Origin of the sequence: Mycolicibacter sinensis (genome assembly GCF_001667945.1) — a bacterium.
Classification (GTDB): Bacteria; Actinomycetota; Actinomycetes; order Mycobacteriales; family Mycobacteriaceae; genus Mycobacterium; species Mycobacterium sinense_B.
On the sequence record NZ_LZJK01000137.1, the window covers coordinates 1 to 24,602 of the forward strand.

General features: G+C 68.4%; 31 protein-coding genes. 18 read left to right on the top strand and 13 right to left on the bottom strand.

Features of this window, described 5'->3' with window-relative positions; all coding sequences use genetic code 11:
* On the bottom strand, nt 1–893 hold an 893-nt coding region (xseA, locus tag A5694_RS17520; RefSeq protein WP_064923480.1), incomplete at its 3' end, for an exodeoxyribonuclease VII large subunit.
* Nucleotides 890–1,513, bottom strand: a complete 624-nt coding sequence (locus A5694_RS17525; RefSeq protein ID WP_064923482.1) for a lipid droplet-associated protein — start codon at nt 1,511–1,513, stop codon at nt 890–892. The genes A5694_RS17525 and xseA, both read right to left, overlap by 4 nt.
* A 111-nt stretch (nt 1,514–1,624) precedes the next feature.
* Here A5694_RS17525 and A5694_RS17530 point away from each other — a divergent pair, with 111 nt between their 5' ends.
* Nucleotides 1,625–2,623 (top strand): 4-hydroxy-3-methylbut-2-enyl diphosphate reductase, encoded by a 999-nt coding sequence (locus A5694_RS17530; protein WP_064923562.1) that lies wholly within the window; start codon nt 1,625–1,627, stop codon nt 2,621–2,623.
* Here the strand turns inward: A5694_RS17530 and A5694_RS17535 are convergent.
* Nucleotides 2,620–3,654 (bottom strand): DUF6542 domain-containing protein, encoded by a 1,035-nt coding sequence (locus A5694_RS17535; protein WP_064923484.1) that lies wholly within the window; start codon nt 3,652–3,654, stop codon nt 2,620–2,622. The genes A5694_RS17530 and A5694_RS17535 overlap by 4 nt on opposite strands.
* Before the next feature lie 71 nt (nt 3,655–3,725).
* Between A5694_RS17535 and ychF the strand changes: the two genes are divergently transcribed.
* Nucleotides 3,726–4,799 carry a redox-regulated ATPase YchF gene (ychF, locus tag A5694_RS17540; RefSeq protein ID WP_064923486.1) on the top strand — a complete coding sequence of 358 codons (1,074 nt, stop codon included), beginning with the start codon at nt 3,726–3,728 and terminating at the stop codon, nt 4,797–4,799.
* On the opposite strand, the gene A5694_RS17545 is transcribed toward ychF, so the two are convergent.
* Nucleotides 4,751–5,353 carry an AAA family ATPase gene (locus tag A5694_RS17545; protein WP_064923488.1) on the bottom strand — a complete coding sequence of 201 codons (603 nt, stop codon included), beginning with the start codon at nt 5,351–5,353 and terminating at the stop codon, nt 4,751–4,753. The two genes, ychF and A5694_RS17545, sit on opposite strands and share 49 nt — an antisense overlap.
* A gap of 35 nt (nt 5,354–5,388) precedes the next feature.
* On the bottom strand, nt 5,389–5,799 hold the full coding sequence (gene arr / locus A5694_RS17550; protein WP_064923490.1) for an NAD(+)--rifampin ADP-ribosyltransferase: 411 nt from the start codon (nt 5,797–5,799) through the stop codon (nt 5,389–5,391).
* Nucleotides 5,800–5,817: 18 nt separating this feature from the next.
* Between arr and A5694_RS24175 the strand changes: the two genes are divergently transcribed.
* The 3 genes from A5694_RS24175 to A5694_RS17555 are packed head-to-tail and all read left to right on the top strand — an operon-like array spanning nt 5,818 to nt 6,621.
* Entirely contained in the window at nt 5,818–5,970 is a 153-nt protein-coding gene (locus tag A5694_RS24175) for a hypothetical protein (RefSeq protein WP_165604370.1), read from the top strand.
* A complete protein-coding gene (locus A5694_RS22825) occupies nt 5,957–6,178 on the top strand; it encodes a hypothetical protein (protein WP_065019425.1) in 222 nt (73 codons plus the stop codon). Before A5694_RS24175 ends, A5694_RS22825 begins: the two co-directional genes overlap by 14 nt.
* 44 nt (nt 6,179–6,222) lie before the next feature.
* Nucleotides 6,223–6,621: a VOC family protein gene (locus A5694_RS17555; protein ID WP_064923492.1), complete on the top strand. Its 399-nt coding sequence runs from the start codon at nt 6,223–6,225 to the stop codon at nt 6,619–6,621.
* A gap of 3 nt (nt 6,622–6,624) precedes the next feature.
* Here the strand turns inward: A5694_RS17555 and A5694_RS17560 are convergent, their stop codons facing one another.
* Nucleotides 6,625–6,975 (bottom strand): hypothetical protein, encoded by a 351-nt coding sequence (locus A5694_RS17560; protein WP_064923494.1) that lies wholly within the window; start codon nt 6,973–6,975, stop codon nt 6,625–6,627.
* Between the two features lie 74 nt (nt 6,976–7,049).
* On the opposite strand from A5694_RS17560, the gene A5694_RS17565 reads away from it, so the two are divergent.
* Nucleotides 7,050–7,562: an OsmC family protein gene (locus A5694_RS17565; protein ID WP_064923496.1), complete on the top strand. Its 513-nt coding sequence runs from the start codon at nt 7,050–7,052 to the stop codon at nt 7,560–7,562.
* On the opposite strand, the gene A5694_RS17570 is transcribed toward A5694_RS17565, so the two are convergent.
* Nucleotides 7,559–8,443 carry a LysR family transcriptional regulator gene (locus A5694_RS17570; RefSeq protein WP_064923498.1) on the bottom strand — a complete coding sequence of 295 codons (885 nt, stop codon included), beginning with the start codon at nt 8,441–8,443 and terminating at the stop codon, nt 7,559–7,561. The genes A5694_RS17565 and A5694_RS17570 overlap by 4 nt on opposite strands.
* A gap of 74 nt (nt 8,444–8,517) precedes the next feature.
* On the opposite strand from A5694_RS17570, the gene A5694_RS17575 reads away from it, so the two are divergent.
* Nucleotides 8,518–9,717: an MFS transporter gene (locus A5694_RS17575; protein ID WP_207516036.1), complete on the top strand. Its 1,200-nt coding sequence runs from the start codon at nt 8,518–8,520 to the stop codon at nt 9,715–9,717.
* Nucleotides 9,718–9,744: 27 nt separating this feature from the next.
* On the top strand, nt 9,745–10,068 hold the full coding sequence (locus A5694_RS17580) for a putative quinol monooxygenase (RefSeq protein WP_064923500.1): 324 nt from the start codon (nt 9,745–9,747) through the stop codon (nt 10,066–10,068).
* On the opposite strand, the gene A5694_RS17585 is transcribed toward A5694_RS17580, so the two are convergent.
* Nucleotides 10,065–10,769: a guanylate cyclase gene (locus A5694_RS17585; RefSeq protein WP_207516038.1), complete on the bottom strand. Its 705-nt coding sequence runs from the start codon at nt 10,767–10,769 to the stop codon at nt 10,065–10,067. The two genes, A5694_RS17580 and A5694_RS17585, sit on opposite strands and share 4 nt — an antisense overlap.
* Nucleotides 10,770–10,780: 11 nt before the next feature.
* On the opposite strand from A5694_RS17585, the gene A5694_RS23390 reads away from it, so the two are divergent.
* Entirely contained in the window at nt 10,781–10,942 is a 162-nt protein-coding gene (locus A5694_RS23390; protein WP_109535731.1) for a hypothetical protein, read from the top strand.
* On the opposite strand, the gene A5694_RS17590 is transcribed toward A5694_RS23390, so the two are convergent.
* Together A5694_RS17590 and A5694_RS17595 are read right to left on the bottom strand one after the other, a co-directional pair.
* Nucleotides 10,939–11,763, bottom strand: coding sequence for an adenylate/guanylate cyclase domain-containing protein (locus tag A5694_RS17590; protein ID WP_064923502.1), 825 nt, complete (start codon nt 11,761–11,763; stop codon nt 10,939–10,941). The genes A5694_RS23390 and A5694_RS17590 overlap by 4 nt on opposite strands.
* The gene (locus tag A5694_RS17595) at nt 11,764–12,612 is read right to left on the bottom strand and encodes an alpha/beta fold hydrolase (RefSeq protein WP_109535732.1); all 849 of its coding nucleotides are present in this window, start codon (nt 12,610–12,612) and stop codon (nt 11,764–11,766) included.
* Nucleotides 12,613–12,637: 25 nt separating this feature from the next.
* Here A5694_RS17595 and A5694_RS17600 point away from each other — a divergent pair, with 25 nt between their 5' ends.
* From A5694_RS17600 to A5694_RS17620, 5 genes are read left to right on the top strand one after another with little or no spacing between them, the layout of a single operon-like run.
* A complete protein-coding gene (locus A5694_RS17600) occupies nt 12,638–13,141 on the top strand; it encodes a hypothetical protein (RefSeq protein ID WP_064923507.1) in 504 nt (167 codons plus the stop codon).
* Nucleotides 13,138–13,611 carry a hypothetical protein gene (locus tag A5694_RS17605; protein WP_064923509.1) on the top strand — a complete coding sequence of 158 codons (474 nt, stop codon included), beginning with the start codon at nt 13,138–13,140 and terminating at the stop codon, nt 13,609–13,611. The genes A5694_RS17600 and A5694_RS17605 overlap by 4 nt, the downstream gene beginning before the upstream one ends.
* A 10-nt stretch (nt 13,612–13,621) precedes the next feature.
* A complete protein-coding gene (locus tag A5694_RS17610) occupies nt 13,622–14,512 on the top strand; it encodes an alpha/beta fold hydrolase (RefSeq protein WP_064923511.1) in 891 nt (296 codons plus the stop codon).
* Complete coding sequence (locus A5694_RS17615) at nt 14,512–15,750, top strand: hypothetical protein (RefSeq protein WP_064923513.1); 1,239 nt, start codon at nt 14,512–14,514, stop codon at nt 15,748–15,750. Before A5694_RS17610 ends, A5694_RS17615 begins: the two co-directional genes overlap by 1 nt.
* Before the next feature lie 10 nt (nt 15,751–15,760).
* Nucleotides 15,761–16,273 carry a DoxX family protein gene (locus tag A5694_RS17620; protein ID WP_064923515.1) on the top strand — a complete coding sequence of 171 codons (513 nt, stop codon included), beginning with the start codon at nt 15,761–15,763 and terminating at the stop codon, nt 16,271–16,273.
* Here A5694_RS17620 and A5694_RS17625 read toward each other — a convergent pair.
* Complete coding sequence (locus A5694_RS17625; protein WP_064923517.1) at nt 16,243–17,682, bottom strand: short-chain fatty acyl-CoA regulator family protein; 1,440 nt, start codon at nt 17,680–17,682, stop codon at nt 16,243–16,245. The genes A5694_RS17620 and A5694_RS17625 overlap by 31 nt on opposite strands.
* 119 nt (nt 17,683–17,801) lie before the next feature.
* On the opposite strand from A5694_RS17625, the gene prpD reads away from it, so the two are divergent.
* From prpD to A5694_RS17640, 3 genes are read left to right on the top strand one after another with little or no spacing between them, the layout of a single operon-like run.
* Nucleotides 17,802–19,316, top strand: coding sequence for a 2-methylcitrate dehydratase PrpD (prpD, locus tag A5694_RS17630; protein WP_064923519.1), 1,515 nt, complete (start codon nt 17,802–17,804; stop codon nt 19,314–19,316).
* Nucleotides 19,317–19,333: 17 nt separating this feature from the next.
* Entirely contained in the window at nt 19,334–20,230 is an 897-nt protein-coding gene (gene prpB / locus A5694_RS17635) for a methylisocitrate lyase (RefSeq protein ID WP_419179713.1), read from the top strand.
* Entirely contained in the window at nt 20,227–21,345 is a 1,119-nt protein-coding gene (locus tag A5694_RS17640; protein ID WP_064923523.1) for a bifunctional 2-methylcitrate synthase/citrate synthase, read from the top strand. The genes prpB and A5694_RS17640 overlap by 4 nt, the downstream gene beginning before the upstream one ends.
* On the opposite strand, the gene A5694_RS17645 is transcribed toward A5694_RS17640, so the two are convergent.
* Complete coding sequence (locus A5694_RS17645; protein ID WP_131809615.1) at nt 21,332–21,799, bottom strand: hypothetical protein; 468 nt, start codon at nt 21,797–21,799, stop codon at nt 21,332–21,334. The two genes, A5694_RS17640 and A5694_RS17645, sit on opposite strands and share 14 nt — an antisense overlap.
* A gap of 127 nt (nt 21,800–21,926) precedes the next feature.
* On the opposite strand from A5694_RS17645, the gene A5694_RS17650 reads away from it, so the two are divergent.
* Nucleotides 21,927–23,672, top strand: coding sequence for a DUF3556 domain-containing protein (locus A5694_RS17650; protein WP_064923527.1), 1,746 nt, complete (start codon nt 21,927–21,929; stop codon nt 23,670–23,672).
* Here the strand turns inward: A5694_RS17650 and A5694_RS17655 are convergent.
* Nucleotides 23,659–24,537, bottom strand: a complete 879-nt coding sequence (locus A5694_RS17655) for a crotonase/enoyl-CoA hydratase family protein (RefSeq protein WP_064923528.1) — start codon at nt 24,535–24,537, stop codon at nt 23,659–23,661. The two genes, A5694_RS17650 and A5694_RS17655, sit on opposite strands and share 14 nt — an antisense overlap.
* Between the last annotated feature and the right edge of the window lie 65 nt (nt 24,538–24,602).

Genomic DNA, 24,602 nt, shown 5'->3' on the forward strand with positions numbered 1-24,602 from the left:
TCGCGCACCACCCAGTTGCGCACGGCCTGGGCGCTGCGCCGGCGCAGGTCGTCGACGAGTGCCTGCTCGGCGGCGGCGTCCGGCACGATCTTCTTCGCCGCATCGGTGGGAGTAGCGGCCCGCAGGTCGGCGACCAGGTCGCACAGCGGATTGTCGGGCTCGTGGCCCACTGCGCTGACCACCGGGGTACCGCACGCCGAGATCGCCCGGCACAGCGTCTCGTCGGAGAACGGCAGCAGATCCTCCACACTGCCGCCGCCGCGGGCCAGCACGATCACGTCGACGTCCGGGTCGGCGTCCAGGTCGCGGAGCGCCTCGATGATCTCGGCAACCGCGTTGGGCCCCTGCACGGCGGTGTTGCGCACCGCGAAGCGCACCGCCGGCCAACGGGCGCCGGCGACCGTCATCACATCCCGCTCCGCGGCGCTGGCCCGGCCGGTGATCAGGCCGATCGTGGTCGGCAGGAAGGGCAGCGGCCGTTTGAGCCGCGGGTCGAACAGCCCCTCGGCGTCCAGCAACCGGCGCAGCCGCTCGATGCGGGCCAGCAGTTCACCGATCCCGACAGCGCGAATCTCCGACAGCCGCAACGAGAAGGTGCCGCGGGCGGTGTAGAAGTTGGGTTTCCCGCAGACCACCACCTGGGTGCCCTCGGTCAGCTTGACCGGGGCACCGGCCACCAGTTCGGGGCTGCACGTCACCGTCAGCGACATGTCGGCGGCGGGATCACGCAGCACCATGAACACCGTCCGGACCCCCGGGCGCAGGTTGATCTGGGTGAGCTGGCCCTCCACCCAGACCGATCCGAGCCGGTCGATCCAGCCCTTGACCCGAATGGCGACCGCGCGGACCGGGAACGGGTTCTCGGCAGAACTGCCCGGTGCGGGGGCGGTCACTTCGTGGTTGCGCGGGTGATCCTGTTGGCCAGCAGCGTCTGGAAAGGTGCTCGCGCCTTGGTGGCCTCCTCGTAAGCGAGGAGGGTCTCCAGCTCGTCGACGCTGAGTGAGGCCAGGCGGGCCCGCAGCTGGGCCAGGGTCAGCGTGCCGTAGTCGAGCTCGTCGACCAGGTCAGGAGTGGGAACTTTCGCGTCCGCCGCTCCGCGGTTGTCCGATGTGGCGCCGGTTCCGGTGGGCGGCGCGGGCTGGTCGTCGGCGCCCTCGGTGAACGAGTACAGCGCGAAGCGTCCGTCGGTGCGCGGGGCCGAAACGGCGTCATCGGAACCGTCGAAATTCACGGTGTCGGCGTAGCCGGCGCCGTTGAAGCCGTCCTCGATGTCTTCGTCGAAGGTGGCCCACTCCGGCTGTTCGTCCTTCGGCGGGAAGAGTGACTCGAGCGTGGAATCGCCCTTGTTGACCAGCTCAGCGATGCCCTGCTGCCAGCGCATCACGGCGTGCGCGGCCTGGCTGGCCAGCGTCATCGGGTAGGTCAGGATGGTTTGCGGCAGCTTCAATGTCTCCTCGACGGCGACGGTTGCCGCGCCGACCAGAAGGCGGACTCCGAATGGTGCAGTAGCCATGGCCACCAGACTGCCTTAACTACCGGTCATCTCCAAGTATTGAGCGCCTCGCCGCGAGCTGGCGGTCCCGTGTCGCCAGACCGTACCCTGGGTGCCATGCCGACCCTCGATATGGAGACTTCCGACAGCTCAGGGGCGCCGGTTGCCGCCGCCTCCACCGGCAAGCGGGTGTTGCTGGCCGAACCCCGCGGCTACTGTGCGGGCGTCGACCGGGCCGTCGAGACGGTGGAGCGCGCGCTGGAGAAGCACGGGGCACCGGTGTATGTCCGCCACGAGATCGTGCACAACAAGCACGTGGTGGAGACCCTGACGAACAAGGGCGTGGTGTTCGTGCACGAGGCCGACGAGGTGCCCGAAGGCGCGATGGTGGTGTTCTCCGCGCACGGGGTGGCCCCGAATGTCCACGAGCTGGCTGCTGATCGTGGCCTGCGGGTGATCGACGCGACCTGCCCGCTGGTGAACAAGGTGCACAACGAGGCCAAGCGGTTCGCCCGGGACGGCTACGACATCCTGCTGATCGGCCACGCCGGCCACGAAGAGGTCATCGGGATCATTGGTGAGGCACCCGATGACGTCCAGCTGGTGGACGGCTTAGATGCTGTGGCCTCGGTGCAGGTGCGCGACGAGAACAAGGTGGTGTGGCTCTCGCAGACCACGCTCAGCGTCGACGAGACGATGCAGACCGTGGTCAAGCTGCGCGAACGGTTCCCCAACCTGCAGGATCCGCCCAGCGACGACATCTGCTACGCCACCCAGAACCGGCAGACCGCGGTCAAGGCGATGGCCCCGGAATGCGAGCTGGTGATCGTCGTCGGATCCCGCAACTCGTCGAATTCCAACCGGCTGGTCGAGGTGGCGCTGGGTGCCGGCGCCGACGCCGCCCATCTAGTCGACTACGCCGAGGACATCGACCCGTCGTGGCTGCACCCCGAATCGGGCGAAGTGCAGACCATCGGCGTCACCTCGGGGGCATCGGTCCCGGAGATTCTGGTCCGCGGCGTGCTGGAGCGGCTGGCCGACCACGGCTACGACACGGTGTTCCCGGTGACAACCGCCAACGAGACGCTGGTGTTCGCGTTGCCGCGGGAGATCCGGCCGGACCGCCGTTAGTCGTCGGCCTCGTCGCCGGCGCTCTTGCGATAACGCACCCGGGAGACCGGGTGATGCGTGGTGCCGGCGCCGTTGCTGCGGCCGGCCGGCGGCCGGCGCCGGGGTAGCGATTCGGGCGCCTCGGTGGGGCGATAACTGCGGGCGCGGGGCTCCGTCCGCGGTGTCGGTTGACTGCGTCGCCGCGGCGGCTCGTCCTGCCAGTCGGGCGCCGGACGCCGCCGGCGGGGCAGTGGTTCGTCGCGCAGCTCCGGCGCCGGGCGCCGTCGCCGTGGGTGCTCTGTCCCCGACACGTCGTCCAGCGGCGGCCGGATGTGGCGTGAGCGGCTCGGGACGGAGCCGTTGGCGGCACGGCGCCGCTCGCCGGAGCGGGCGGCCGACCGGTCCGACGTGGCCTTCCGGGCGGCGCGACGTGCTTCCGGGGTCGCCCGCCGGGGACGGCTGCCCGAGCGCCGTTCGCGTTGGGTCCGCGAGGCCGACGGCTCGATGGCGTGGGCGGGGTTGCGGTTGAGTGCCGCGGTGAGCATGGTGCTGAGCTTGACGAGGAGCGCGGGCCGCCGAGGCGTGCCGTCGTCGTCGGCCGCGGGGGCCGCCGCGCCGCTCAGCATTCCCAGATACCAGCGGATCATCCCGAGCAGTAGCACGGCGGCCGCAGTGAACAGCATCAGCGGGAATCGCTCGATCAGCGGATATCCGCAGTTGATGACGATGGCCTTGAGCCCGGGGAAACCGGCGCCGTGGAACAGCCAGTAGGCGGCCGGCACCGTGCAGAACAGGATCAGCGGAGGCTGAATGACCGCGGTGAACACCGCCGACTGCTGCACCATGAGCACCGCCGCCAGGCAGCCCATCACATACAAGGCGGAGAAGACGGTGCTCAGTTCCTTCTCGCCGGAGCCGGCGTCGAAGGCGACGCCGATGGCGGTCGCCACCACGGCCACCGCTACGGCGCCCCACCACGGAAAACCGGCCGCATTGGGCAGAATCGAACGGTGCTCGGCCGCCACCGCCGACCTTTCCCGCTGTGCTGCCACACACTGACGGTACCGGCTGGCGTCGGCGGGCGCGTACGGCGGGACGCTTCGCGCTCTAGACTTGGCTCCCTGTGAGCCTGAGCCTGGGAATCGTGGGGTTGCCCAACGTCGGAAAGTCGACCCTGTTCAACGCGCTGACCCGCAACGACGTGTTGGCCGCCAACTACCCGTTCGCGACGATCGAGCCGAACGAAGGCGTGGTACCGCTGCCCGACCCCCGGCTGGCCAAGCTGGCGGAGATCTTCGGTTCCGAGCGGATCCTGCCGGCGCCGGTGACGTTCGTCGACATCGCCGGCATCGTCAAGGGCGCCTCGGAGGGGGCCGGGCTGGGCAACAAGTTCCTGGCCAACATCCGCGAATGCGACGCCATCTGCCAGGTGGTGCGGGTGTTCTCCGACGACGACGTGGTGCATGTCGACGGCAAGGTGGATCCCGAGGCCGACATCGAGGTGATCGCCACCGAGCTGATCCTGGCCGACATGCAGACCCTGGAGAAGGCGATACCGCGGCTGGAGAAAGAAGCCCGCAACAACAAGGACCGCAAGCCCATGCTCGAGGCGGCGGTGGCCGCGCAGCAGATCCTCGACAGCGGCAAGACGCTGTTCGCCGCCGGTGTTGATCCCGCTCCGCTGCGCGAGCTCAACCTGCTGACCACCAAGCCGTTCCTGTACGTGTTCAACGCCGACGAGTCGGTGCTCACCGATGCGGCCCGGGTGGCCGCGCTGCGCGAGCTGGTGGCTCCGGCCGACGCGGTGTTCCTCGACGCCAAGATCGAGGCTGAGCTCGCCGAGCTGGACGACGAGTCGGCGATGGAGCTGCTGGAGTCGATCGGACAGACCGAGCGCGGCCTGGATGCCTTGGCGCGGGCCGGTTTTCACACCCTGAAGCTGCAGACCTACCTGACCGCCGGGCCGAAGGAGGCCCGGGCCTGGACCATCCACGCCGGTGACACCGCGCCCAAGGCGGCCGGGGTGATCCACACCGACTTCGAGAAGGGCTTCATCAAGGCCGAAGTGGTCTCCTACGACGACCTGGTCGAGGCCGGGTCGATGGCCGCCGCCAAGGCCGCCGGCAAGGTGCGCATGGAGGGCAAAGACTACGTGATGGCCGACGGGGACGTGGTGGAGTTCCGGTTCAACGTGTAGGTGCGTCCGGTGGGCGACAAGACGAATCGCCCAGTTGGAACCGCAGTAGCGACGGCTTTCAGCGTGTCGTCGGCTGACTGCTGGCTCGTGTCGATGACGTGGTGCTCGAGATCGTTCAGGTCGGCGAACTGATCCCACATCGCGAGGATCGGCTCCGCGTCGAGCAGGGCGTTGGGGGCGGTGCGCCCTTTGGCCCGGGTCAGGGTGACCACACGGTTTGGCCTCAGCACGATGTAGTGCAGCCGCGAATTCGGGTGGCCTGCTGCGCCGTCCCGAAAGTGGTGCAGCATCCACGGTCCGACGACCCCGTCGACGACGACGGTGTATCCGCCCGCGGCGAAGGTGAATGCCGCGTTCACGATCACCCGAAGCACCGTCTGGTTCTGCTGGTCGGCTTCGGGAAGGTAAGGCGGGATCCCGCCGGCGACGATGTCGTGCCAGAAGTCGTCGGTATGCAGATGCACGGCTTGAGGGAACGTCTGGGCCAGTGCTCGGGCGGTGGTCGATTTGCCCGCTCCCGGCGGGCCCGTCACCACGAAGATGTCGTTACCCACTTCTGGAGGCTAACCCGGACGGTGAGACGAAGGCTTTAGTTGATGATCTCGTCGCGCTCCTCCGCCCGGAGCGTAGCCAGCCGGTCGCGCCACTCCTGGAGAGCTTCAGGCGTCAGTCGTGGCCAGTCGTCGACTTCTGCGATGACCCGGAGCGGTTCGGTGCTGCGGTAGGAGCGGGTCGGGTTGCCGGGGAACTTCTTGTCGGTGACGTTCGGATCGTTCTCGAACGCACCGGTCGGTTCGACGAGATACACCCGCGGCGGGCGGTCGCCGGCGGCGAGTTCGGCCGCCAGTCCGGCACCGTCGCGCAGGGCGGTGAAATAGATGTGGTTCATGACGATTTCGGGCCGGTAGTTGGAACGGAAGCCTGCGGTGAGCAGGTCTCCGACGCCTAGTTCGGCCTTTGTTCCGTGGTAGAACGGACCTTCGTCGAGCACCGGATCCACCGCGACAGGTTACCGGGCGTGATCTCCCGCGAGATTGCAGCCACGCTGGAGCATTGGCCGAATCACCTGCGCAGCTTCAATTTCGCGGGAACGAAAGTCGCCGACGTGTGGCTCGCCGGTGACCTGACCGCAACGGAGGCAGAGGACGCTCGTCCTCATGGCGGTTGTTGAGGTGATTTACCTGGTGGCGGCGACGCTGTGGATTCTCGTGGTGACCGCAGCGGTGTGCATCGGAGCACGGTACTTCCTGAAGCTCCGCGCCAGGCGGCGCCGCATGAACGGGTTGATCGACGGTGTGCGCTTATCCATCGAGCGCGCCATGCGCCCGTACCGAGCCGTGGCACGGCCGGTCCTTTCCGCATCGAGAGGACGGCGGTAGGCGCGGGCGGGGCCATGTCGGGGGTCGCGGTTAGCCTGCCCGGCATGAAGTTCATTTCGACTCGCATCATCACCGCCGACGTCCAGCGCCTGGTCGCCTTCTACGAGTTGGTCACCGGCGTCTCGGCGGTCTGGGGCAACGAGCTGTTCGCCGAGATCCCGACACCGGTCGGCACGCTGGCCATCGGCAGCGACAAGACGGTTCCGCTGTTCGGCGCCGGCTCCGCCGAGCCGAGCGCCAATCGCAGCGCGATCCTGGAGTTCATCGTGGACGACGTGGACGCCGAGTTCGAGCGCCTCCGCGGGCACGTGTCCGAGGTCGTGACCGAGCCGACGACCATGCCGTGGGGCAACCGCGCGCTGCTGTTCCGCGACCCCGACGGCAACCTGGTCAATCTGTTCACCCCGGTCACCGACGCCGCCCGCGCCAAATTCGGGCTCTGAGGGCTACCAGATGACGGCGATTCCCGCGGCGGTCAGAGCCAATGCGCCCGCGGCATAGAACAGGGCGCGCGGCGCTTCACCGGAGCGGCGTTGCCGGGCCCGGCCGATCCCGAGCACGGCGCCTAGGGCGATCAGCAGCACCAGCTTGGTACTGATCTTGGGGTAGTTGAGCACCACGTCGGCGGGCCAAGGAGCGGCCAGCGCCAAGCCGGTCAGCAGCGAGAGCACCACGCCGTAGTCCATCACCGGGGTGAGTTGGAAGCGCCGCGCTGCGGCCTCGGCGACCAGTGCCCCGAACGTCACCGCGAAGCCCACAATGTGCAGCAGAACTATTACGTGCCGTAGTACCTCCACGGTGCTCAGGCTAGCCCCTGCCGTGGGCACCGGCCAAGCCCCGGTAGCTGCGCGGCCCACTACTGTTGACCGGCATGACCTCATCGACCACCCGCCTGGCCGCCGTTGTCGCTGCCACCAGCGACCCGGCCGCGGCCGATCCGGCCAGTTCCCAGGTCGTGTTCCGGGCCTCCGCAGTCGCCCACGACGCGGTTGCCAGCACGATCACCATGGGTCGCTACAGCGTCGAAGTCGACGAACCGCCGACGCTCGGCGGTGAGAACACCGCCCCGAATCCGGTGGAGTACTACCTGGGCTCGCTGCTGTCGTGCCAGATCGTCACCTGGCGGTACTGGGCCGAGAAGCTGGGCATCACCGTCGACGAGATCACCGGACGCGCCGAGGGCGACCTCGACGTGCGCGGGTTCTTCGGCCTGGACGACTCCGTCCGGCCCGGTTTCAGCGAGGTACGGGTCGTCATCACGGTGACCGGCCCGGAAACCGAGGAGCGCTACGCCGAACTGCATCGGATCGTCGAATCTCATTGCCCGGTACTGGATCTCACCACCAATCCGACTCCGGTGCGCACTCGCCTCGAGGTCGGTTAGGCAGCGGGCAGCAGGTCCATAAACGCCCGAGCGGCCGGATTGGTCGGCACCGCGGTGCGACCGACGAGCGCCAGCCGGCGGGTGGGCGGCTTGGCGCCGCTGATCGGCCGCAACCGCACGATGTGCAGCCCACTGGGACGGGCGACCGGCTCGGGGACCACGGCCACCCCGAGGCCGTGCTCGACCAGGCTCAGCGCCTGGTCCATCTGACTGGTGCGAAACGCGATCCGCCGCTGCACACCCGCGTCGCGGAACAACGCGGCCACCACCGTCTGCAGACCCAGCCCGGCGGCAAACTCCACGAAGGACTGCTCGGCCAAGTCCGCGATCCGCACCGTGGTGCGCCGGGCCAGCGGGTGTCCGGCGCCGACCACCAGCACCAGTGTTTCGGGGTAGTCGCGCAACGCGGCCAGCCCCGCCGGCAGCGGTGCGGCATCCAGGGCCACGAACGCCAGGTCCAACTCGCCGTCGTCGACCGAGGCCAGCAGATCGGAGGTGGGTGCCTCCCGCAGCAGCACTTGGATCCCGCGATGCCGGGCATGCAACCGCGCGATGGTGGCCGGCAGGTCGACGGCGGTGAACGTCTGCACAACCCCGAGTGCCAGCTGGCCCGCCTCGGCATCGCGGATCGAGGCCACCGCGGACTCCGCGGCGGCCACTTCACGCAGGATGCGCCGGGCGGGTCCCAGTAGCGCGCGACCGGCCGCGGTGAGCACCACCGAACGGGTGGTGCGCTCGAACACGGGCGTGGACACGCTCTTTTCCAGGGCCCGAATCGATGCGCTCAGGCCCGACTGGGAGATGTGCAGTGCCTCGGCGGCGTGGGTGAAGTGGCCGGATTCGGCCACCGCCACGAAGTGCTGCAACTGCCTGATCTCCATCTATCGATTTTAGCGATGAGATCGACTTAATTGTCTTGTTTTACATCAGAGTCGTGCGGGGTGACCATGAACAAATGACCCTCACCACTGAGTCCGCACCGGCGCGGCTGGACCGTCGTCTGGTGCTCGTCATGGCCCTGACGTCCGGCCTGGTGGTGGCCAACAGTTACTACGCGCAACCGCTGGTCGACACCATCGCCGGCCACTTCCACGCCTCGACCACCCGCGTCGGGCTGATCGTCACCGCAAGCCAGGTCGGCTATGCGATCGGCCTGGCGCTGCTGGTGCCGCTCGGTGACTTGCTGGAGCGACGCCGGTTGCTCACCTGGATGCTGGCCGGCACCTGCGTATGCCTGCTCGGGATGGCGTTTGCGCCGAGCTGGCCGGTGCTGGCCGTCGCCGCGGTGCTGGTCGGCTTGGGCTCGGTGGTGGGCCAGGTGCTGGTGCCGTTCGCCGCCACCCTGGCCCGCGACGACGAACGCGGCCAGGTCATCGGCAGCGTGATGACCGGACTGCTGCTGGGCATCCTGCTGTCTCGGGTGGTAGCCGGGTTGATCGCCGCGGTGGCTGGATGGCGGGCGGTGTTCGTCGTCGCGGCCGCCCTGATGCTGGTCGCCTGCGCACTGGTCCGCGCGCTGCCGCTGCACCCGCCCGCCGTCACGATGAGCTATGGCCGGTTGCTCGGCTCGGTCGTCGCGATCATCCGCGAGGAGCCGGTGCTGCGGCTGCGGATGGCCTACGGGATGCTCACCTACGCGTCCTTCGGGGTGTTCTGGACCAGCGTCGGGTTCATGCTCGCCGGCGGGATCTACCACTGGTCCGACGGGCAGATCGGGCTGTTCACCCTCTTCGGGGTGGCCGGGGCGCTAGCCGCCAAATTCGCCGGCGCGTTCGCCGACCAGGGCTATGCCCGTTGGCAGACCGGGGTTTTCACCGCCGTGACCGCGCTGAGCTTCCTGCTGCTGTGGGCCGGCCAGAGCCGGGTCGCCCTGCTCGCCGTCGGGGTGGCGTTGTTGGACTTGGGTATCCAGGGCACGCACATCAGCAACCAGAGTGTGTTCTATCCGCTGCGGCCGACGGCACGCAGCCGGCTCAACACGGCCTACATGACCGGCTACTTCACCGCCGGCTCGCTAGGCAGCGTGGCGTCGGCCGTCGTCTACGGGGCGTGGGGCTGGGGGGCGGTCTGCGTGCTCGGCGCCGTCTTCCCGGTCCTCGGCACACTGGTCTGGATCGGCGAGGTCTGGCCGCAGCGTTGCTACGCTCGCCGGTGAATCAGCGCCAGGCGGTAGGGAGCAAGGGTGATCTTCATCGTGGTCAAATTCCAGACCAAACCGGAGTGGGCCGAGCGCTGGCCGCAGCTGGTCGCGGAGTTCACTGAAGCCACCCGGGCCGAAGAAGGCAACCTGTGGTTCGAGTGGTCCCGCAGCCTGGACAACCCATGCGAATACGTGCTGGTCGAAGCGTTCCGCGACGGCGACGCCGGCAGTGCGCACGTCAACAGTGAGCACTTCACACGGGCGATGGCCGTCATGCCGCAGGCGCTGGTGTCGACGCCGAAGATCATCAGCCAGCAACTCGACGCCACGGACTGGTCGCGGATGGGCGAACTGACCGTCGACTAGGCCACGACGACGATCTCGCGGCCCAGGTGGTAGCCGCGGGTCAGCGGCAGGATGTCGCCGCTCCAAAACGACCCCGGGTCGAACCAGTTCGAGCTCTTGTCGGTCGACAGCAGTCCCATCTCCTGGTAGGTGATGGCCACCGTCTCGGCGCAGTAGGCGGTTTGCAGCGCGACCTTGCTTCGGTGCGCCTTGCGGCGCCGGGTGGCTTCGCGGACCTTGCGGTCCAGCACCGGAATTCCGCGGGTCCAGTCCGCCGCGGTCGGCAAGCGGCCGCGGAGCCAGCGGCCGGTCAGCCGGGCCGTGGTAGGAAACGCGGTGCCGTCCATCCGGGCGATCACCTGCAGCAGTCGGTCTTCTTGTTCGCGGGTGACGGTTCCACTGAGCTGACGGAACCAGCAGCGCTGCTGATAGCGGCCCATCCACTGTTCGACCGCGGCCCGGGCATCGTTGAGCTGCACCCCTCGGTGGAAGGTGGCGGTCCAGAAGTCGAGCAGCTTGTCGCCGAGTTCGGCATGCCAGAGCAGTGGGGGCAGGTCGTCGAGGGCGACCGTCATGCCGACGTGGTTCACCGGGGCGTTGGACAGGGTCTGGATGGCGCGGTCGGGGCCGGAGCGGCCGCGGAACAGCCAGATGTCGCCGGTGCGCGTTTCGCCCAGCGCACGCTCCAACGTCACGGAGTGTTCGTCCACGCTCAGCACCATAAAGTGTGAGCGTGCGCAGCATCTGGAAATGGATCGGCCTGGCGGGCGTGGTCGGGGTGGCCGCCGGGGGAGTGCTGGTGGCGCGGGATCAGCGCCGCCGACGGGCCTACACCCCCGACGAGGTCCGCGCCCGGCTGCATCAGCGGCTGGCCGAGGCCGGCGACTCGGTCTAGTCGGCGACGGCGACCGCGTAGAGGCGGTGGGTGCCGGCGAAGCCCTTCAACTCGGCGTCGCGGCCGGCGCCGACAGCGATGTCGTCGCACTCCTTGACCGCCTCGCGAACTGGGCCGCTGATGAGGATCTGGGCGCCGTCGGCGGCGGCGGCCACCCGCGCGGCCATCGCCACGTTACGCCCGAACAAGTCGTCGCCGCGGCGCACCGAGCGGCCCATGTGCACTCCGATGCGGACCCGGATCGGGTGCGCCGGTTTGCGGCCGCGCCGCTGCTGCAGTGCCCGTTGGATATCGATGGCGCAGCGCACCGCCTGCTCGGGCTCCGCGAACGCGATCATGTAGCCGTCGCCCTGGTTCTTGACCACATGACCGCCGCGCACGCGGACCGTGCGTTGCACCATCTCGTCGTGCCGAGCGATCAGCTTCACCCAGGCCCGATCGCCGATGCGTTCGTTCAGCGCGGTGGACTCCTCGATGTCGGTGAACAAGATCACCACGTGCCCGTCCGGGGTGAGCCGGGCCAGGTCGGGGCGTTCCACCTCGGCCCAGTCGGCGAGGTCCTCGATCGATGAGCGTACGGCCGCCCCGAATCCCTGCTTGCGCACCAGGTTCGCGGTCTGCCATACGGTTTTGACGGCCTCCCGACCGCCGGTCAAGAGCAGGTTGCGAGTGTCGACCCGCTGTCGCAACGCCTCGGCCTCGGCGCGGGCCCCGCGCAACTGTCGGCTCAACACCACCACAGCGACGGCTTCGCCGACGACCACCGCCGCCAGCGCACCGACCACGAGCAGCGTCGGCGTCAGCCACCCGATCCCGAACATTCAGCCGGACACGAACTCGACGACGGCCGCGCTGAAGGCATCGTTGTCGTCACCGGCCGCGGTGTGCCCGGCCTCGGACAATTCGACGAAACGCGCATGAGGAACCTTGGCCAGGAAGTCTTGAACACCGTGGGCGCTGACCACGTCGGAGAGCTTGCCCCGGATCAGCAGGATCGGGATCTGCAGGCCGATAGCGGCCGCCTCGATCTTCTCGGTGCGCAGCGCCGGATCGTCCCCGGGTTTGGTCATCAACGCCGGATCCCAGTGCCAGTACCAGCGGCCCTCCCGGAATCGTAGGTTCTTCTTCAGCCCTTCGGGACTGCGCGGTTTGGTCCGGTGCGGCAGGTACTCCGCCACCGCGTCGGCGGCCTGCTCAAGCGAGTCGAAGCCGTCGATGTGGCTGAACATGAAGTCGCGGATCCGAGCGCTGCCCTGCTTCTCGTAGCGCGGCACCACATCGACCAGCACCAGCTTGACCACCCGCTGCGGGCCGAGCTGATCGGCGACCAGGATCCCGGTCAACCCGCCCATGCTCGCCCCGATCAGCACCACCGGCCGGCCGATCGCGTCGATCACCGCACCGGCATCGGCGGCCAGCATCTCGATGGCGTAGTCGGCGCCGGGCGCGCGGTCACTGTCGCCGTGGCCGCGGGTGTCGAGCGCGACAACGTGATAGCCCCGGTCGGCCAGGATCTGACCGGTCTTATGCCAGGAGTGCCGATTCTGGCCGCCCCCGTGCAGCATCACGATCGTCGGGGCGGCGTCAGCAGCGACACCCCGGTTCCATTCGTCGGCGACCAGCGTGACGCCGCCGACGCCGTCGAATTCGACGGTCTGGGCTGTGCTCATCAGGAGATGGTAGACAGAGTGAATCATGGAGGGTGAAGACATCGCCGACGCCGGGCAGCGTCGGGCACTGATTGCGGGTCTGATCGGGGTGGTGATTTCGGCGGGCCTGCTCGGCTGGCTCGGTTTCCGTGCCGAGGCGGCCCACAGCGCCGCCACGCACCGGGAGATGTTCCTCCAGGCGGCCCGCCGGACGGCGCTCGACCTCACCACGGTCGACTACCAAGACCCCCAGGGTGATGTGCAGCGCGTCCTGGATTCGGCGACCGGCGAGTTCTACGAGCGGTTTGCCAAGCGGGCCCCGTTGCTGATCGAGACGGTCACCCGAGAGCGCTCGCAGGCGGTCAGCGCGGTGAGCGAGGCGGGTCTGGAATGGCAGTCCGGGGACGAGGCGCAGGTGCTGGTGGCCATCAGCGTCGCGTCAAAGCATCTGGGCGGTCTCGATCTGCGGCCGCATGAGCTGCGGATGCGGCTGACGGTGCAGCGGATGGGCAAGCAGGCCAAGGTTTCCGACGTCGAGTACGTGACATGAGGCGGCTGGTCTACGGGGTGCTGCCGGGGCTGATCCTGGCCATGACGGCAGCGGCCGGGTGGTTGAAGTGGTACGAGGGGTCAATCCGCGCCGACGAAGCAGCCAATGCCGAAACCATCAGGGCAGCAACCGAATACACGATCCGGATACTGTCGTTTACCCCCGACACCATCGAGCGCGACCTGGCCGGTGCGCAGCAGTCGATGACCGCCGGCTTCCGGGCGGAGTTCGCGGCGCGGGCCCGCGAGCAGATCATCCCCGACGCCCAGGCGCGCAAGGTCACCGCGATAGCCGAAGTTCCCGGAGCGGCGTCGGTATGGGCCACCCGCGATCACGCCGCGGTGCTGGTCTTCGCCGACCGCGTCGTCACGGTGGGATCGGCCGAGCCGGCCGAGGTCGCATCGAGCTACCGGGTGGCATTGGACAAAGTCGACGGCCGGTGGCTCGTCGCGGATTTCGAGCCGGTCTGAGGGGTGGACGATGAGTGAACCGCGGTGGATCGACGTGACGGTACCCCCGGTGGCACTCAAGGCGCTGAGCTGGGGAGAGCCGGGCAACCCGGTCGCGTTGTGTCTGCACGGATTTCCCGACACCCCCTACGGCTGGCGGCGGGTGGCGCCCCGACTGGCCGCGGCCGGCTGGCATGTGGTGGCGCCGTTCATGCGGGGGTACGCCCCGTCGTCGATCCCCGACGACGGCAGCTACCACGTCGGGGCGTTGATGGACGACGCGCTGCGGGTCTACGACACCGTGGGCGGGACCGGACGCGATGTGGTGATCGGTCACGACTGGGGCGCGCTCACGGCCACCGGCTTGGCCGCCCTGCCCGACAGCCCGTTCGCCAAGGCGGTGATCATGTCGGTGCCCCCGCCGGCGGCGCTTCGCGCGGTGGGGGCAGCGGACGGGATCGTTCTGGCCGGCCATCTGCCGGCGCAGCTGGTGCGTAGCGGGTACATCGGCTACTTCCAACTGCCGTGGCTGCCGGATCGGTCCGCCTCGTGGGTGCTGCCGCGGCTATGGCGGCGCTGGTCACCCGGTTATGACGCCGAGGAGGATCTGCGGCACGTCGACGCGGCGATCGGGACGCCGGAGGGCTGGCGGGCGGCGCTGGGACCGTACCGGGCCCTGCGCAGTGTGCAGGTGCCGGACCGCTACGCCGATCTGCACCGGCACTGGCTGCAGCTGCCGCGGTTGCCGATCCTGTACCTGCACGGGCGCACCGACGGCTGCATGTCACCGGCCTTCACCCGATGGGTGGGCCCGGCACTGGCGGACGGCAGTACCGCGGCCGTGATCGAGCATGCCGGGCATTTCCTGCAACTCGAGCAGCCCGACGAGGTGGCCGAGCGGGTGCTGCAATTTCTGACCTGATGCGCGGGCGCCGGATGGCCGCGGTCGACGCGCAGTTCTACTGGATGTCGGCGAAGATCCCCAGCGACCAGTTCCTGCTCTACGCCTTCGCCGGGGTGCCGGCCGACCTCGACGGCGCCATCGCGGAACTGCTCGCCCGGGCCCGGCAGAGCCCGGACCTGAGCATGCGGGTCCAGGACGCCGGTGCACTGCGCTACCCGCGGTGGGTGCCGACGCTGGACCACCTTGGCGCAGTGCGGCATCGGGCCCGCGACGACAGCTGGGCCGGTTGCCTGGACGCGGTGGTGCAGCTCATCGACGACCAGCTCGACGCCCGGGCGGCACCGTGGCGACTGCACGTGTTCGCTCCGGTGCACGACATCCCCGGCCACCGCGAAGCGGGCACGGTGGCGGTGCTGCAGATCGCCCATGCCCTCGCCGACGGTGGCCGGGCCTCGGCGCTGGCGGCGTGGCTGTTCGGGCGCGCAACGCCGGTGAGCGCGGTGGACGCCCCGGTGCGCGGTTTTCTGCCCTGGCGCGCTGTCGCCGCGGCCCGTACGCACCGCGCACGCGTCGACGACACCGCAGCCGGGCTGTTGCCGCCTCCGGTCGGAGACCGGCCGCTGCTGGCCACCAACAACCGGCCCGCCGGGGCCCGCGCAGTGCGCACCCTGGTGCGCCGCCGTGACGAACTGGGTGGGCCCACCGTCACCGTGGCGGTGCTGTCGGCGGTGTCCGCGGCGCTGTCGCAGTATCTCGATGGGCAATGCGATGCCCTGGGCGCCGAGGTGCCGATGGCCAAGGCGGGTATTCGGCTGGCGCATAACCATTTCGGCAACATCCCGGTCGGGCTGTATCCGGATCTGGGCGGCGAGGCCCGCCGTGAACGGATCTGTACCGACCTTGCCGGCGGCCGGCGTCGGGCGGCGCATCCGGCCACGGCGGCCGCCGACCGGGCGTTCGCGGCGACCCCGGCGGCGCTGCTGCGCTGGGGTGTCGAAAAGTTCGACGCGCAGGCCCGGCCGGTGCGGGTAACCGGCAACACCGTGGTGTCCAGCGTGTACCGGGGTGCGGCGGACCTGCGCTTCGGTACCGCGCCGGTGCTGTTGACCGCCGGGTTTCCCGCGCTGTCCCCGGCGATGGGTCTCACCCACGGCGTCCACGGCATCGGCGACACGGTGGTGATCAGCGTGCACGCCGCCGAATCGGCGATCAGCGAAATCGACGTATACCTACGATTACTGGATGCGTCATTGTAGGTTCGGGCACATGGTTACTGCTGCTGATGTTGCCCTGCTGATCCTGCGCCTGGTGCTGGGCGTGACCCTGGCGGCGCACGGTTTCAACAAGTTCTTCGGCGGGGGCCGCATCCCGGGCACCGCAGGGTGGTTCGAGAGCATCGGGATGAAGTTCGGCAAATTCCAGGCGGTAACGGCGGCCAGTGCCGAGGTCGCGGCCGGGCTGGGATTGGCCGCCGGGCTGCTCACCCCGATCGCGGCCGCCGGGTTCGTCGCGCTGATGTCGGTCGCGGTGTGGACCGTGCACCGCGCCAACGGCTTCTTCGTGCTCAGCGAGGGCTGGGAGTACAACCTGGTGCTGGCCACCGGCGCCGTCGTGGTGGCGATGCTCGGGCCGGGCCGGCTGAGCCTGGATCACCAGATCTTCTGCCGCTGTTGGCTCAACGGCTGGGCGGGTCTGGCGATCTCGCTCGGGCTGGGACTGGCCGGTGCGGTCGGCCAGCTGCTCCTGTTCTACCGGCCGCCGGCCGTGACCGGCGAGTAGGGCAATCCGCTGCCGGCGTTCTCGTCGACCACGACGCGCCGGCCCAGGTACGGAAAGGCCCGCTGCGAGCATGCCGCGCGGTCGCAGATCTTGCAGCCCGCTCCGATCGGCACCACGGTGGCCTCATCGTCGAGGGCGATTCCGGTGGAGTACACAAGTTTGTCGGCGTGCGCCAGATCGCAGCCCAGCCCGACCGCGAAAGTCTTGTGCTGTCCCAGGTAGCCGCGTCCCTCGGGCGGCGTAGTGGTCGCGATCCAGAAGTACTTGCGGCCGTCGGGCATCTGCGCGACCTGGGTGATGATCCGGCCCGGCTGGCTGAACGCATCGTGCACCACCCACAACGGGCAGCTGCCGCCGACCCGGCTGAAATGAAACGCAGTGGCCGACTGCCGTTTCGAGATGTTGCCGGCCTTGTCCGTGCGCACGAAGATGAACGGTACCCCGCGCCGGCCGGGTTTTTGCAGCGTCGACAGTCGGTGGCACACGGTTTCGAACCCGACCCCGAAGCGGCGGCCCAGCAGGTCGATGTCGTAATGCAACTCTGTTGCCGATCGATGAAACTGCCGATAGGGCAACAGGAACGCACCGGCGAAGTAGTTGGCCAACCCGATCCTGGCCAGGCCGCGCGCTTCCGGGCTCAATAACGGTTCCTGTGCCACGATCTCGGACAACAGCTCGGCCTGGGTCAGCAGAGCCAGCTGGGTGGCGAGCTGGAAGGCGCGTTGGCCCGCCAACAGCCAGTGCGCGATGCGTAGCACCCGGTTCGCCGGATCGAAGATGCGCTTGGTTCCCGCCGGCAGGTCGTCGACGACTGCGACCGTGATGCCGAACCGTTCGGACATCAGTTCCGACAGCTGAACGTCCAAGCCGCCGAACCGCATTCCAGCATCGGCAAAGAGTCGCTCCGCGGCGTCGTCGAGCTCGGCGATGTAGTTGTTGCGGTCGTAGAAGAAATCCCGGACCTCCTCGAACGGCATCGGACGAGCCACAGCCTGCGCCGCGTCGCCGGACACCCGCGACCGATAGGACTCCAATTCCTCAGTGGCGCCGCGCAACCGACGGTGCAGGGTCACCAGGCTGTTGCCGATCTCGGGCATGCGCGCGACAAGCTCCTCGATCTGGCTGTCGCTGGCGGCGTGTTCGCCTGCGGCCGCGGTGAACATCTCGCGCAGGTCGGCGACCAGCCGGGCGTCGGAGTCGCCCGAGAAGTACTGCGCCGGCAGGCCGAACCGGTCGGTCAGCGTCAGCAGCACCGACACGGTGAGCGGCCGTTGGTCGTTCTCGAGTTGGTTGACGTAGCTGGTGGACAGGTTCAGCTCCCGCGCCAGCGCCACCTGGGTCAGGCCGCGTTCCTCGCGCAGGCGACGCAGCCGAGCCCCGGCGAAGGTCCGGGTGGTGGAGGGTGCCATGGCATGCAGCTTAGCGCCTATGGTATTCGCAAGGTTTGCAAAAACACTCCCTCCGGGATGCACAAATACGCAGTAGCAGCAGGTTCCGCCAGCTACAGCCACTGCGTAGCATGTGGAATATGCAGGTACACAACGTCCGAACCCACCGCAGCGCCGAGGACTTTCCCCGCACCGAACACCTGGCCTGGAAGCTCGCGGAGCTAGCGGCCGATCCGGTCGCGGTCCCTGACGACACCACCGAGATGGTGATCAACCGGATCATCGACAACGCCGCCGTCAGCGCCGCCTCGGTGTTGCGCCGGCCGGTGACGGTTGCCCGCCGTCAGGCACTCGCCCATCCGGCCTACCCGGCGCAGCCGGGGGCGCAGGTGTTCGGTGTGCCGGGCAGTTTCTCGGCGGAGTGGGCGGCCTGGGCGAACGGGGTCGCGGTGCGCGAACTGGACTTCCACGACACCTTCCTGGCCGCCGAATACTCCCACCCGGGTGACAACATCCCGCCGCTGGTCGCCGTCGCCCAACAGCTCGGCGTCTCCGGCGCCGATCTGATCCGCGGCCTGGCCACTGCGTACGAGGTCCAGATCGACCTGGCCAAGGGAATCTGCTTGCACGAGCACAAGATCGACCACGTCGCGCACCTGGGCCCGTCGGTGGCCGCCGGCATCGGCACCATGCTGCGACTGGGCCCCGAGGCCATCTACTCCGCGATCGGCCAGGCGCTGCACCTGACCACCGCGACCCGGCAGTCCCGCAAGGGTCTGATCTCCAGCTGGAAGGCCTACGCACCGGCCTACGCGGGCAAGGTGGCCATCGAGGCGGTCGACCGGGCGATGCGCGGCGAGGGATCCCCGGCCCCGATCTGGGAGGGCGAAGACGGCGTCATCGCCTGGCTGCTGTCCGGGCCCGAGCACACCTACCAGGTGCCACTGCCCGGCCCCGGTGAAGCAAAGCGCGCCATCTTGGACAGCTACACCAAGGAGCACTCGGCCGAATACCAGAGCCAGGCGCTGATCGATCTGGCCCGCCGCCTGCGTGAGCGCATCGGCGATCTGGGGCAGGTCGCAACGATCGTGCTGCACACCAGCCACCACACCCACTACGTGATCGGGACCGGCTCTGGCGACCCGCAGAAGTTCGATCCGGACGCCTCGCGGGAGACCCTCGATCACTCGGTGATGTATATCTTCGCCGTCGCGCTGCAGGACGGCACCTGGCACCACGAACGTTCCTACGCCCCGGAGCGGGCACACCGCCCGGACACCATCGCGCTATGGCACAAGATCTCCACCGTCGAAGACCCGGAGTGGACGCGCCGGTACCACTCGAGCGACCCGCGCGCGAAGGCCTACGGGGCACGCGCCGAGGTGACCTTGACCAGCGGCGAGGTGATCATCGACGAGTTGGCGGTCGCCGACGCGCATCCGTTGGGGGCGCGGCCGTTCGGCCGCAAGCAGTACACCGCCAAGTTCACCGAACTCGCCGAGGGAGTGGTCGAACCCGCCGAGCAGAACCGCTTCCTGGGGGCGGTCGAAGGTCTGGTGGGGCTCGGTGGCGGCGAATTGGGCGCGCTGAACATCCTGATCGATCCGCTGGTGCTCGACAAGGCGCCGGACACACCGAAGGGAATCTTCCGGTGAGTGGGCTGCTCGGCGCGATGACCTCGCCCGCCGCCAAGCGTGCGGCGTTTCGCGCCGGACTCGATTCTGGTCGGCTGCAACGGTTTCCGGGGGCGTTCTCGCCGCTGGTGGCCAAACTGATCGCCGAGATCGGGTTCGAGGGGGTTTATGTCTCCGGCGCGGTGCTCTCCGCCGACCTGGGGCTGCCGGACATCGGGCTGACCACACTGACCGAGGTCGCGGGCCGCGGAGCGCAGGTCGCGGCAGTCACCGACCTGCCGACGCTGGTCGATGCCGACACGGGGTTCGGCGAGCCGATGAGTGCTGCGCGCACCGTCACCGTGCTCGAAGACGCCGGCCTGGCCGGTTGCCACCTTGAAGACCAGGTCAACCCGAAACGGTGCGGACACCTCGACGGCAAAGCGGTGGTGCCGCCCGCGCAGATGGTCAAGCGCCTGCGCGCTGCGGTAGCCGCGCGCCGAGACCCGAACTTCATCATCTGCGCGCGCACCGATGCGGCCGCCATCGAGGGGCTGCCGGCCGCGATCGATCGCGCCAAGGCCTACGCCGACGCCGGGGCGGATCTGATCTTCACCGAAGCGCTGTGCGGGCCAGGTGAATTCGAGCGGTTCCGGGCCGCGGTGGACATCCCGTTGCTGGCCAACATGACCGAGTTCGGCAAGTCGGAGTTGCTGACCGCACGGCGACTGGACGAGATCGGTTACAACGTCGTCATCTACCCGGTCACGACGCTGCGCCTGGCGATGTTTGCCGTCGAATCCGGGTTGCGTGCGATCGACACGCAGGGGACGCAAACCGGTCTGCTGGACCGGATGCAACAGCGCAGCCGGCTCTACGAGTTGCTGCGCTACGCCGACTACAACGAGTTCGACTCCGAGATCTTCAATTTCACCGTCCAAGGAGGCCACCGGTGACCACCGCAGAGATCCACAAGGGACTGGCCGGCGTCGTCGTCGACACCACCGCTATCTCGAAGGTGGTGACGGAGACCAACTCCCTGACCTACCGCGGCTACCCCGTGCAGGACCTGGCCGCGCGTGTGAGCTTCGAGCAGGTCGCCTACCTGTTGTGGCACGGTGAGCTGCCGACCGATGCCGAATTGGCGCTGTTCTGTCAACGGGAGCGGGCCGCTCGCCGGGTGGACCAGTCACTGCTGTCGCTGGTGGCCAAACTCCCCGACAACTGCCACCCGATGGACGTGGTGCGCACCGTGATCAGCTACCTCGGCGCCGAGGACCCCGCCGAGGACGACAGCGCCGAGGCGGCCAATGCCGCCAAGGCCCTGCGGATGTTCGCGGTGTTGCCGACGATCGTCGCGGTGGACCTGCGCCGCCGGCGCGGCCTGGCCCCGGTGGCGCCGCACAGCCACCTCGGCTACGCCGAGAACTTCCTGCGGATGTGCTTCGGGGAGGTCCCCGACCAACTGATCGTCTCGGCGTTCGAGCAGTCGATGATCCTCTACGCCGAACACGGGTTCAATGCGTCGACGTTCGCCGCCCGGGTGGTCACCTCGACCCAGTCCGACATCTACAGCGCGGTCACCGCCGCGATCGGTGCCCTCAAGGGTTCCCTGCACGGCGGCGCCAACGAGGCGGTCATGCACGACATGATCGAGATCGGTGAGCCGGCCAAGGCCGCACAGTGGCTGCACGGCAAGCTGGCCCGCAAGGAGAAGGTGATGGGATTCGGCCACCGCGTGTACAAGCACGGCGACTCGCGGGTGCCGACGATGAAGCGGGCGTTGGACCGGGTCGCCGCAGCTCGGGACGGCGGGCGCTGGATGGAGATCTACCAGGTGCTGGAAACCGAGATGTTCGCCGCGACCGGGCTCAAGCCCAATCTCGATTTCCCCACCGGCCCGGCGTACCACCTGATGGGGTTCGACATCGCGATGTTCACCCCGCTGTTCGTGATGAGCCGGGTGGTCGGGTGGACCGCGCACATCATCGAGCAGACCGCCGCCAACGCGCTGATCCGCCCGTTGAGCGCCTATACCGGCCAGGAGCAGCGCGCACTCAAAGTCGGCTGAGTCCGGACGACGGTCCGGCCAGGTCGCAAAACGCTGGCATTCCGGCCAGTCGGCTGCCACGCGCGGCCCGAATGCCGGCGCCACCGACGACGATGCCGGTGCCGATCTCGGCGACAGCGCTGAACCAGGAGAACCACATGACATTGATGTGCGGCAGGGAGATGAAGCTGTCCTGAAAAGCCGGCCAGAACGTCGGCAGCAGGTGTGCGTAGGTGAACAGAAGCGCACTGCCGAAGCCGACGAAGGCGGCCAGCCGTGGCGCCAGCGGGTGACGCCGAAGCACCATCGCGACCGCGGCCACGACGAACACGCCCTGCACCGTGCCGCCGACCATGACCGCCGGTGGTGACGCCGACATGCCGCGGCGCAGATGGTCCAGCCCGTGGACGGCGAAGCCGATCGCGAAAGCAACTGCGGCCCACCGGAGAAGCCGATCCGATGTCTGATCACTCATCATGGTCACCGTCCTGAGGTAGGTACGGATGGGGAGGGCCCGTACCACCCTTACTACTACTGTGCGTAGTAGCAGTCAAGAGCCGGTTTCCGCGCGGGCATCTAGAACACGTTCTAATCTGACGATCATGGGATTTCTCAAACAAGACACCCCGCAGATCGACTTCGAGGAGTGGAGCAAGGGCACTCGGGCGGAGCGGATCGTCCCGATGGCCCGGCACTGGGCCGAGGTCGGCTTCGGCACCCCGGTGCTGCTGCACCTGTTCTACGTGGTCAAGATCGGGCTGTACATCCTGGGCGCGTGGTTGATCGCGCTGAGCACCGCCGGCATCGACGGCTTCACCGATGTCGCGCACTGGTACGCCGAGCCGATCGTGTTCGAGAAGGTCGTGCTCTACACCATGCTGTTCGAGGTGATCGGCCTGGGTTGCGGGTTCGGCCCGCTGAACAATCGGTTCTTCCCGCCGATGGGCTCGATCCTGTACTGGCTGCGGCCCAACACCATCCGGCTGCCGCCGTGGCCGAACCGGATACCGCTGACCGCCGGTGACCGGCGCACCCCGATCGACGCGCTGCTCTACGGCGCGCTGCTGGTGCTGTTGCTGATCGCGATCTTCTCCGACGGCACCGGACCCGTCCCGGCGCTGGGCACGACGGTCGGGGTGCTGCCAACGTGGCAGATCTGGGCGGTGCTGGGCGTGCTGGCGGTGCTGGGCCTGCGTGACAAGGTCATCTTCTTGGCCGCCCGCGGCGAGGTGTACGCCTCCTTCACCGTCGCCTTCCTGTTCACCGGCTACGGCGTGGACATGATCCTGGGTGCCAAGCTGGTGTGCCTGGTCATCTGGCTGGGTGCCGCGACGTCGAAACTGAACAAGCACTTCCCGTTCGTCATCTCCACCATGATGAGCAACAACCCGCTGTTTCGGGCGCGGTCGATCAAACGCAAATTCTTCGAACACTTCCCGGACGATTTGCGGCCGGGCCGGCGCTCGCGCTGGCTGGCGCATTTTTCGACGTTCATCGAGGGGCTGGTGCCGCTGGTGCTGTTCTTCAGCCACGGCGGCTGGCCTACCGCGATCGCTGCGTTCGTCATGCTGTGCTTCCACTTCGGCATCCTGTCGGCGATTCCGATGGGCGTGCCGCTGGAATGGAACGTCTTCATGATGTTTTCGGTGCTGGCCCTGTTCGTCGGCCACTCCTCGATCGGCCTGGGTGATCTGACGACGCCGCTGCCGATACTGCTGTTCGCCGTCGTCGCCGGAACCGTGGTGCTCGGAAACCTGTTCCCCCGCAAGGTGTCCTTCTTGCCCGGCATGCGCTACTACGCGGGCAACTGGGACACCACGCTGTGGTGCATCAAGCCGTCCGCCGACGCGAAGATCGCCAACGGGATCGTGGCGATCGCCAGCATGCCCGCCGCCCAGCTGGAGAAGTTCTACGGCAGCAAGGAGGCTGCCCAGATCCCGATGTACATGGGGTATGCGTTCCGGGCCTTCAACACTCACGGCCGGGCGCTGTTCACCTTGGCGCATCGCGCGATGGCCGACCAGAACGAGGACGACTACGTCCTCACCGACGGCGAGCGGATCACCAGCACCGCGATCGGCTGGAACTTCGGCGACGGACACTTCAGCAACGAACAGCTGATCGCCGCATTGCAAAAGCGGTGCGGGTTCGAGCCGGGGGAGGTGCGGGTGGTGATCCTCGATGCGCAGCCGATCCACCGGCAGACCCAGCGCTACCGGCTGGTGGACGCCGCCACCGGGGAGTTCGAGCGCGGCTATGTGCGGGTGGCCGACATGGTGACCCGCCAGCCGTGGGACGACGACGTGCCGGTGCACGTCGAGTCGAGCGACGCGGTTACGCGGGGTTGACCCACTCGGCGTAGAACGGCGGCATCTCCGATGCCCGGGAGGTGAACCGGGGGTCGCGTTTTTCCAGGAAAGCCCGCACGCCGTCGGCGCCGTCGCCGATGCTGGTGTAGAACATGGCCAGCGAATCCACCCGGTGCGCCTCGACCGGGTCGGGCTGCGCGGAGTTGCGGTAGAGCATCTGGCGGATCAGCGCGAACGATACCGGTGAGCGGCCCTTGGTCCAGGCGTCGGCCAGCGCGCGCGCCTCGGCCAGCAGTGCGTCCGGCTCGTAGACCGCTTTCGCCAGCCCGCAGGCCTGAGCAGCCTCGGCGTCGAGAATGTCGGCGCGGTAGAGCAGATCCAAAGCCGTTGGCATACCGACGATGCGGGGCAGGAACCACGTCGAGCAGGCTTCCGGGGTGATGCCCAGCTTCCCGAACACCAGACCGAACCGCGCCTTGGTCGAAAACAGCCGGGCGTCCATCGCCAGCATCATGGTGGCGCCGATCCCGACCGCGGCACCGTTGACCGCGGCGATCACCGGCTTGCGGCAGCCATAGATCGCCAACGTCACCCGCCCGCCGGTGTCGCGCACCCGGGCTAGCTCCGGATCGTCGAGGTCGGCCATGTCGGCCAGGGACGGCGACTTGGACTCGTCGAGGCCGAACACGTTGCCCGAGCTGGACAGGTCCATGCCCGCGCAGAACGCACGCCCGGCGCCGGTGACGATCACCGCGCGGACGGCGTCGTCGTCGTTGACCTCGACGAAGGTGCGCTCCAACTCTTCGGCCATTTCGACGGTGAACGCGTTGAGATTGTCCGGTCGGTCCAGGTACACGGTGAGAATGCCGTCTTCGACCTCATGGCGGAGCGTGGTGAAGTCCATGACGCCGAGGCTAGTTGCACCGATCTGTTGACTCTGCCCTTGGGGGGAGATTCGCCTCACCATCC

What these genes read in the sequence shown, in the direction of transcription:
- A5694_RS17525 (WP_064923482.1), bottom strand. Translation starts at nt 1,513, where the DNA reads ATGGCTACTGCACCATTCGGAGTCCGCCTTCTGGTCGGCGCGGCAACC.
- A5694_RS17530 (WP_064923562.1), top strand. Translation starts at nt 1,625, where the DNA reads ATGGAGACTTCCGACAGCTCAGGGGCGCCGGTTGCCGCCGCCTCCACC.
- A5694_RS22825 (WP_065019425.1), top strand. Translation starts at nt 5,957, where the DNA reads ATGGCGGTTGTTGAGGTGATTTACCTGGTGGCGGCGACGCTGTGGATT.
- A5694_RS17555 (WP_064923492.1), top strand. Translation starts at nt 6,223, where the DNA reads ATGAAGTTCATTTCGACTCGCATCATCACCGCCGACGTCCAGCGCCTG.
- A5694_RS17565 (WP_064923496.1), top strand. Translation starts at nt 7,050, where the DNA reads ATGACCTCATCGACCACCCGCCTGGCCGCCGTTGTCGCTGCCACCAGC.
- A5694_RS17570 (WP_064923498.1), bottom strand. Translation starts at nt 8,443, where the DNA reads ATGGAGATCAGGCAGTTGCAGCACTTCGTGGCGGTGGCCGAATCCGGC.
- A5694_RS17575 (WP_207516036.1), top strand. Translation starts at nt 8,518, where the DNA reads ATGACCCTCACCACTGAGTCCGCACCGGCGCGGCTGGACCGTCGTCTG.
- A5694_RS17585 (WP_207516038.1), bottom strand. Translation starts at nt 10,769, where the DNA reads ATGGTGCTGAGCGTGGACGAACACTCCGTGACGTTGGAGCGTGCGCTG.
- A5694_RS17590 (WP_064923502.1), bottom strand. Translation starts at nt 11,763, where the DNA reads ATGTTCGGGATCGGGTGGCTGACGCCGACGCTGCTCGTGGTCGGTGCG.
- A5694_RS17595 (WP_109535732.1), bottom strand. Translation starts at nt 12,612, where the DNA reads ATGAGCACAGCCCAGACCGTCGAATTCGACGGCGTCGGCGGCGTCACG.
- A5694_RS17600 (WP_064923507.1), top strand. Translation starts at nt 12,638, where the DNA reads ATGGAGGGTGAAGACATCGCCGACGCCGGGCAGCGTCGGGCACTGATT.
- A5694_RS17605 (WP_064923509.1), top strand. Translation starts at nt 13,138, where the DNA reads ATGAGGCGGCTGGTCTACGGGGTGCTGCCGGGGCTGATCCTGGCCATG.
- A5694_RS17610 (WP_064923511.1), top strand. Translation starts at nt 13,622, where the DNA reads ATGAGTGAACCGCGGTGGATCGACGTGACGGTACCCCCGGTGGCACTC.
- A5694_RS17615 (WP_064923513.1), top strand. Translation starts at nt 14,512, where the DNA reads ATGCGCGGGCGCCGGATGGCCGCGGTCGACGCGCAGTTCTACTGGATG.
- A5694_RS17620 (WP_064923515.1), top strand. Translation starts at nt 15,761, where the DNA reads ATGGTTACTGCTGCTGATGTTGCCCTGCTGATCCTGCGCCTGGTGCTG.
- A5694_RS17625 (WP_064923517.1), bottom strand. Translation starts at nt 17,682, where the DNA reads ATGGCACCCTCCACCACCCGGACCTTCGCCGGGGCTCGGCTGCGTCGC.
- prpD (WP_064923519.1), top strand. Translation starts at nt 17,802, where the DNA reads ATGCAGGTACACAACGTCCGAACCCACCGCAGCGCCGAGGACTTTCCC.
- prpB (WP_419179713.1), top strand. Translation starts at nt 19,334, where the DNA reads ATGACCTCGCCCGCCGCCAAGCGTGCGGCGTTTCGCGCCGGACTCGAT.
- A5694_RS17645 (WP_131809615.1), bottom strand. Translation starts at nt 21,799, where the DNA reads ATGAGTGATCAGACATCGGATCGGCTTCTCCGGTGGGCCGCAGTTGCT.
- A5694_RS17650 (WP_064923527.1), top strand. Translation starts at nt 21,927, where the DNA reads ATGGGATTTCTCAAACAAGACACCCCGCAGATCGACTTCGAGGAGTGG.
- A5694_RS17655 (WP_064923528.1), bottom strand. Translation starts at nt 24,537, where the DNA reads ATGGACTTCACCACGCTCCGCCATGAGGTCGAAGACGGCATTCTCACC.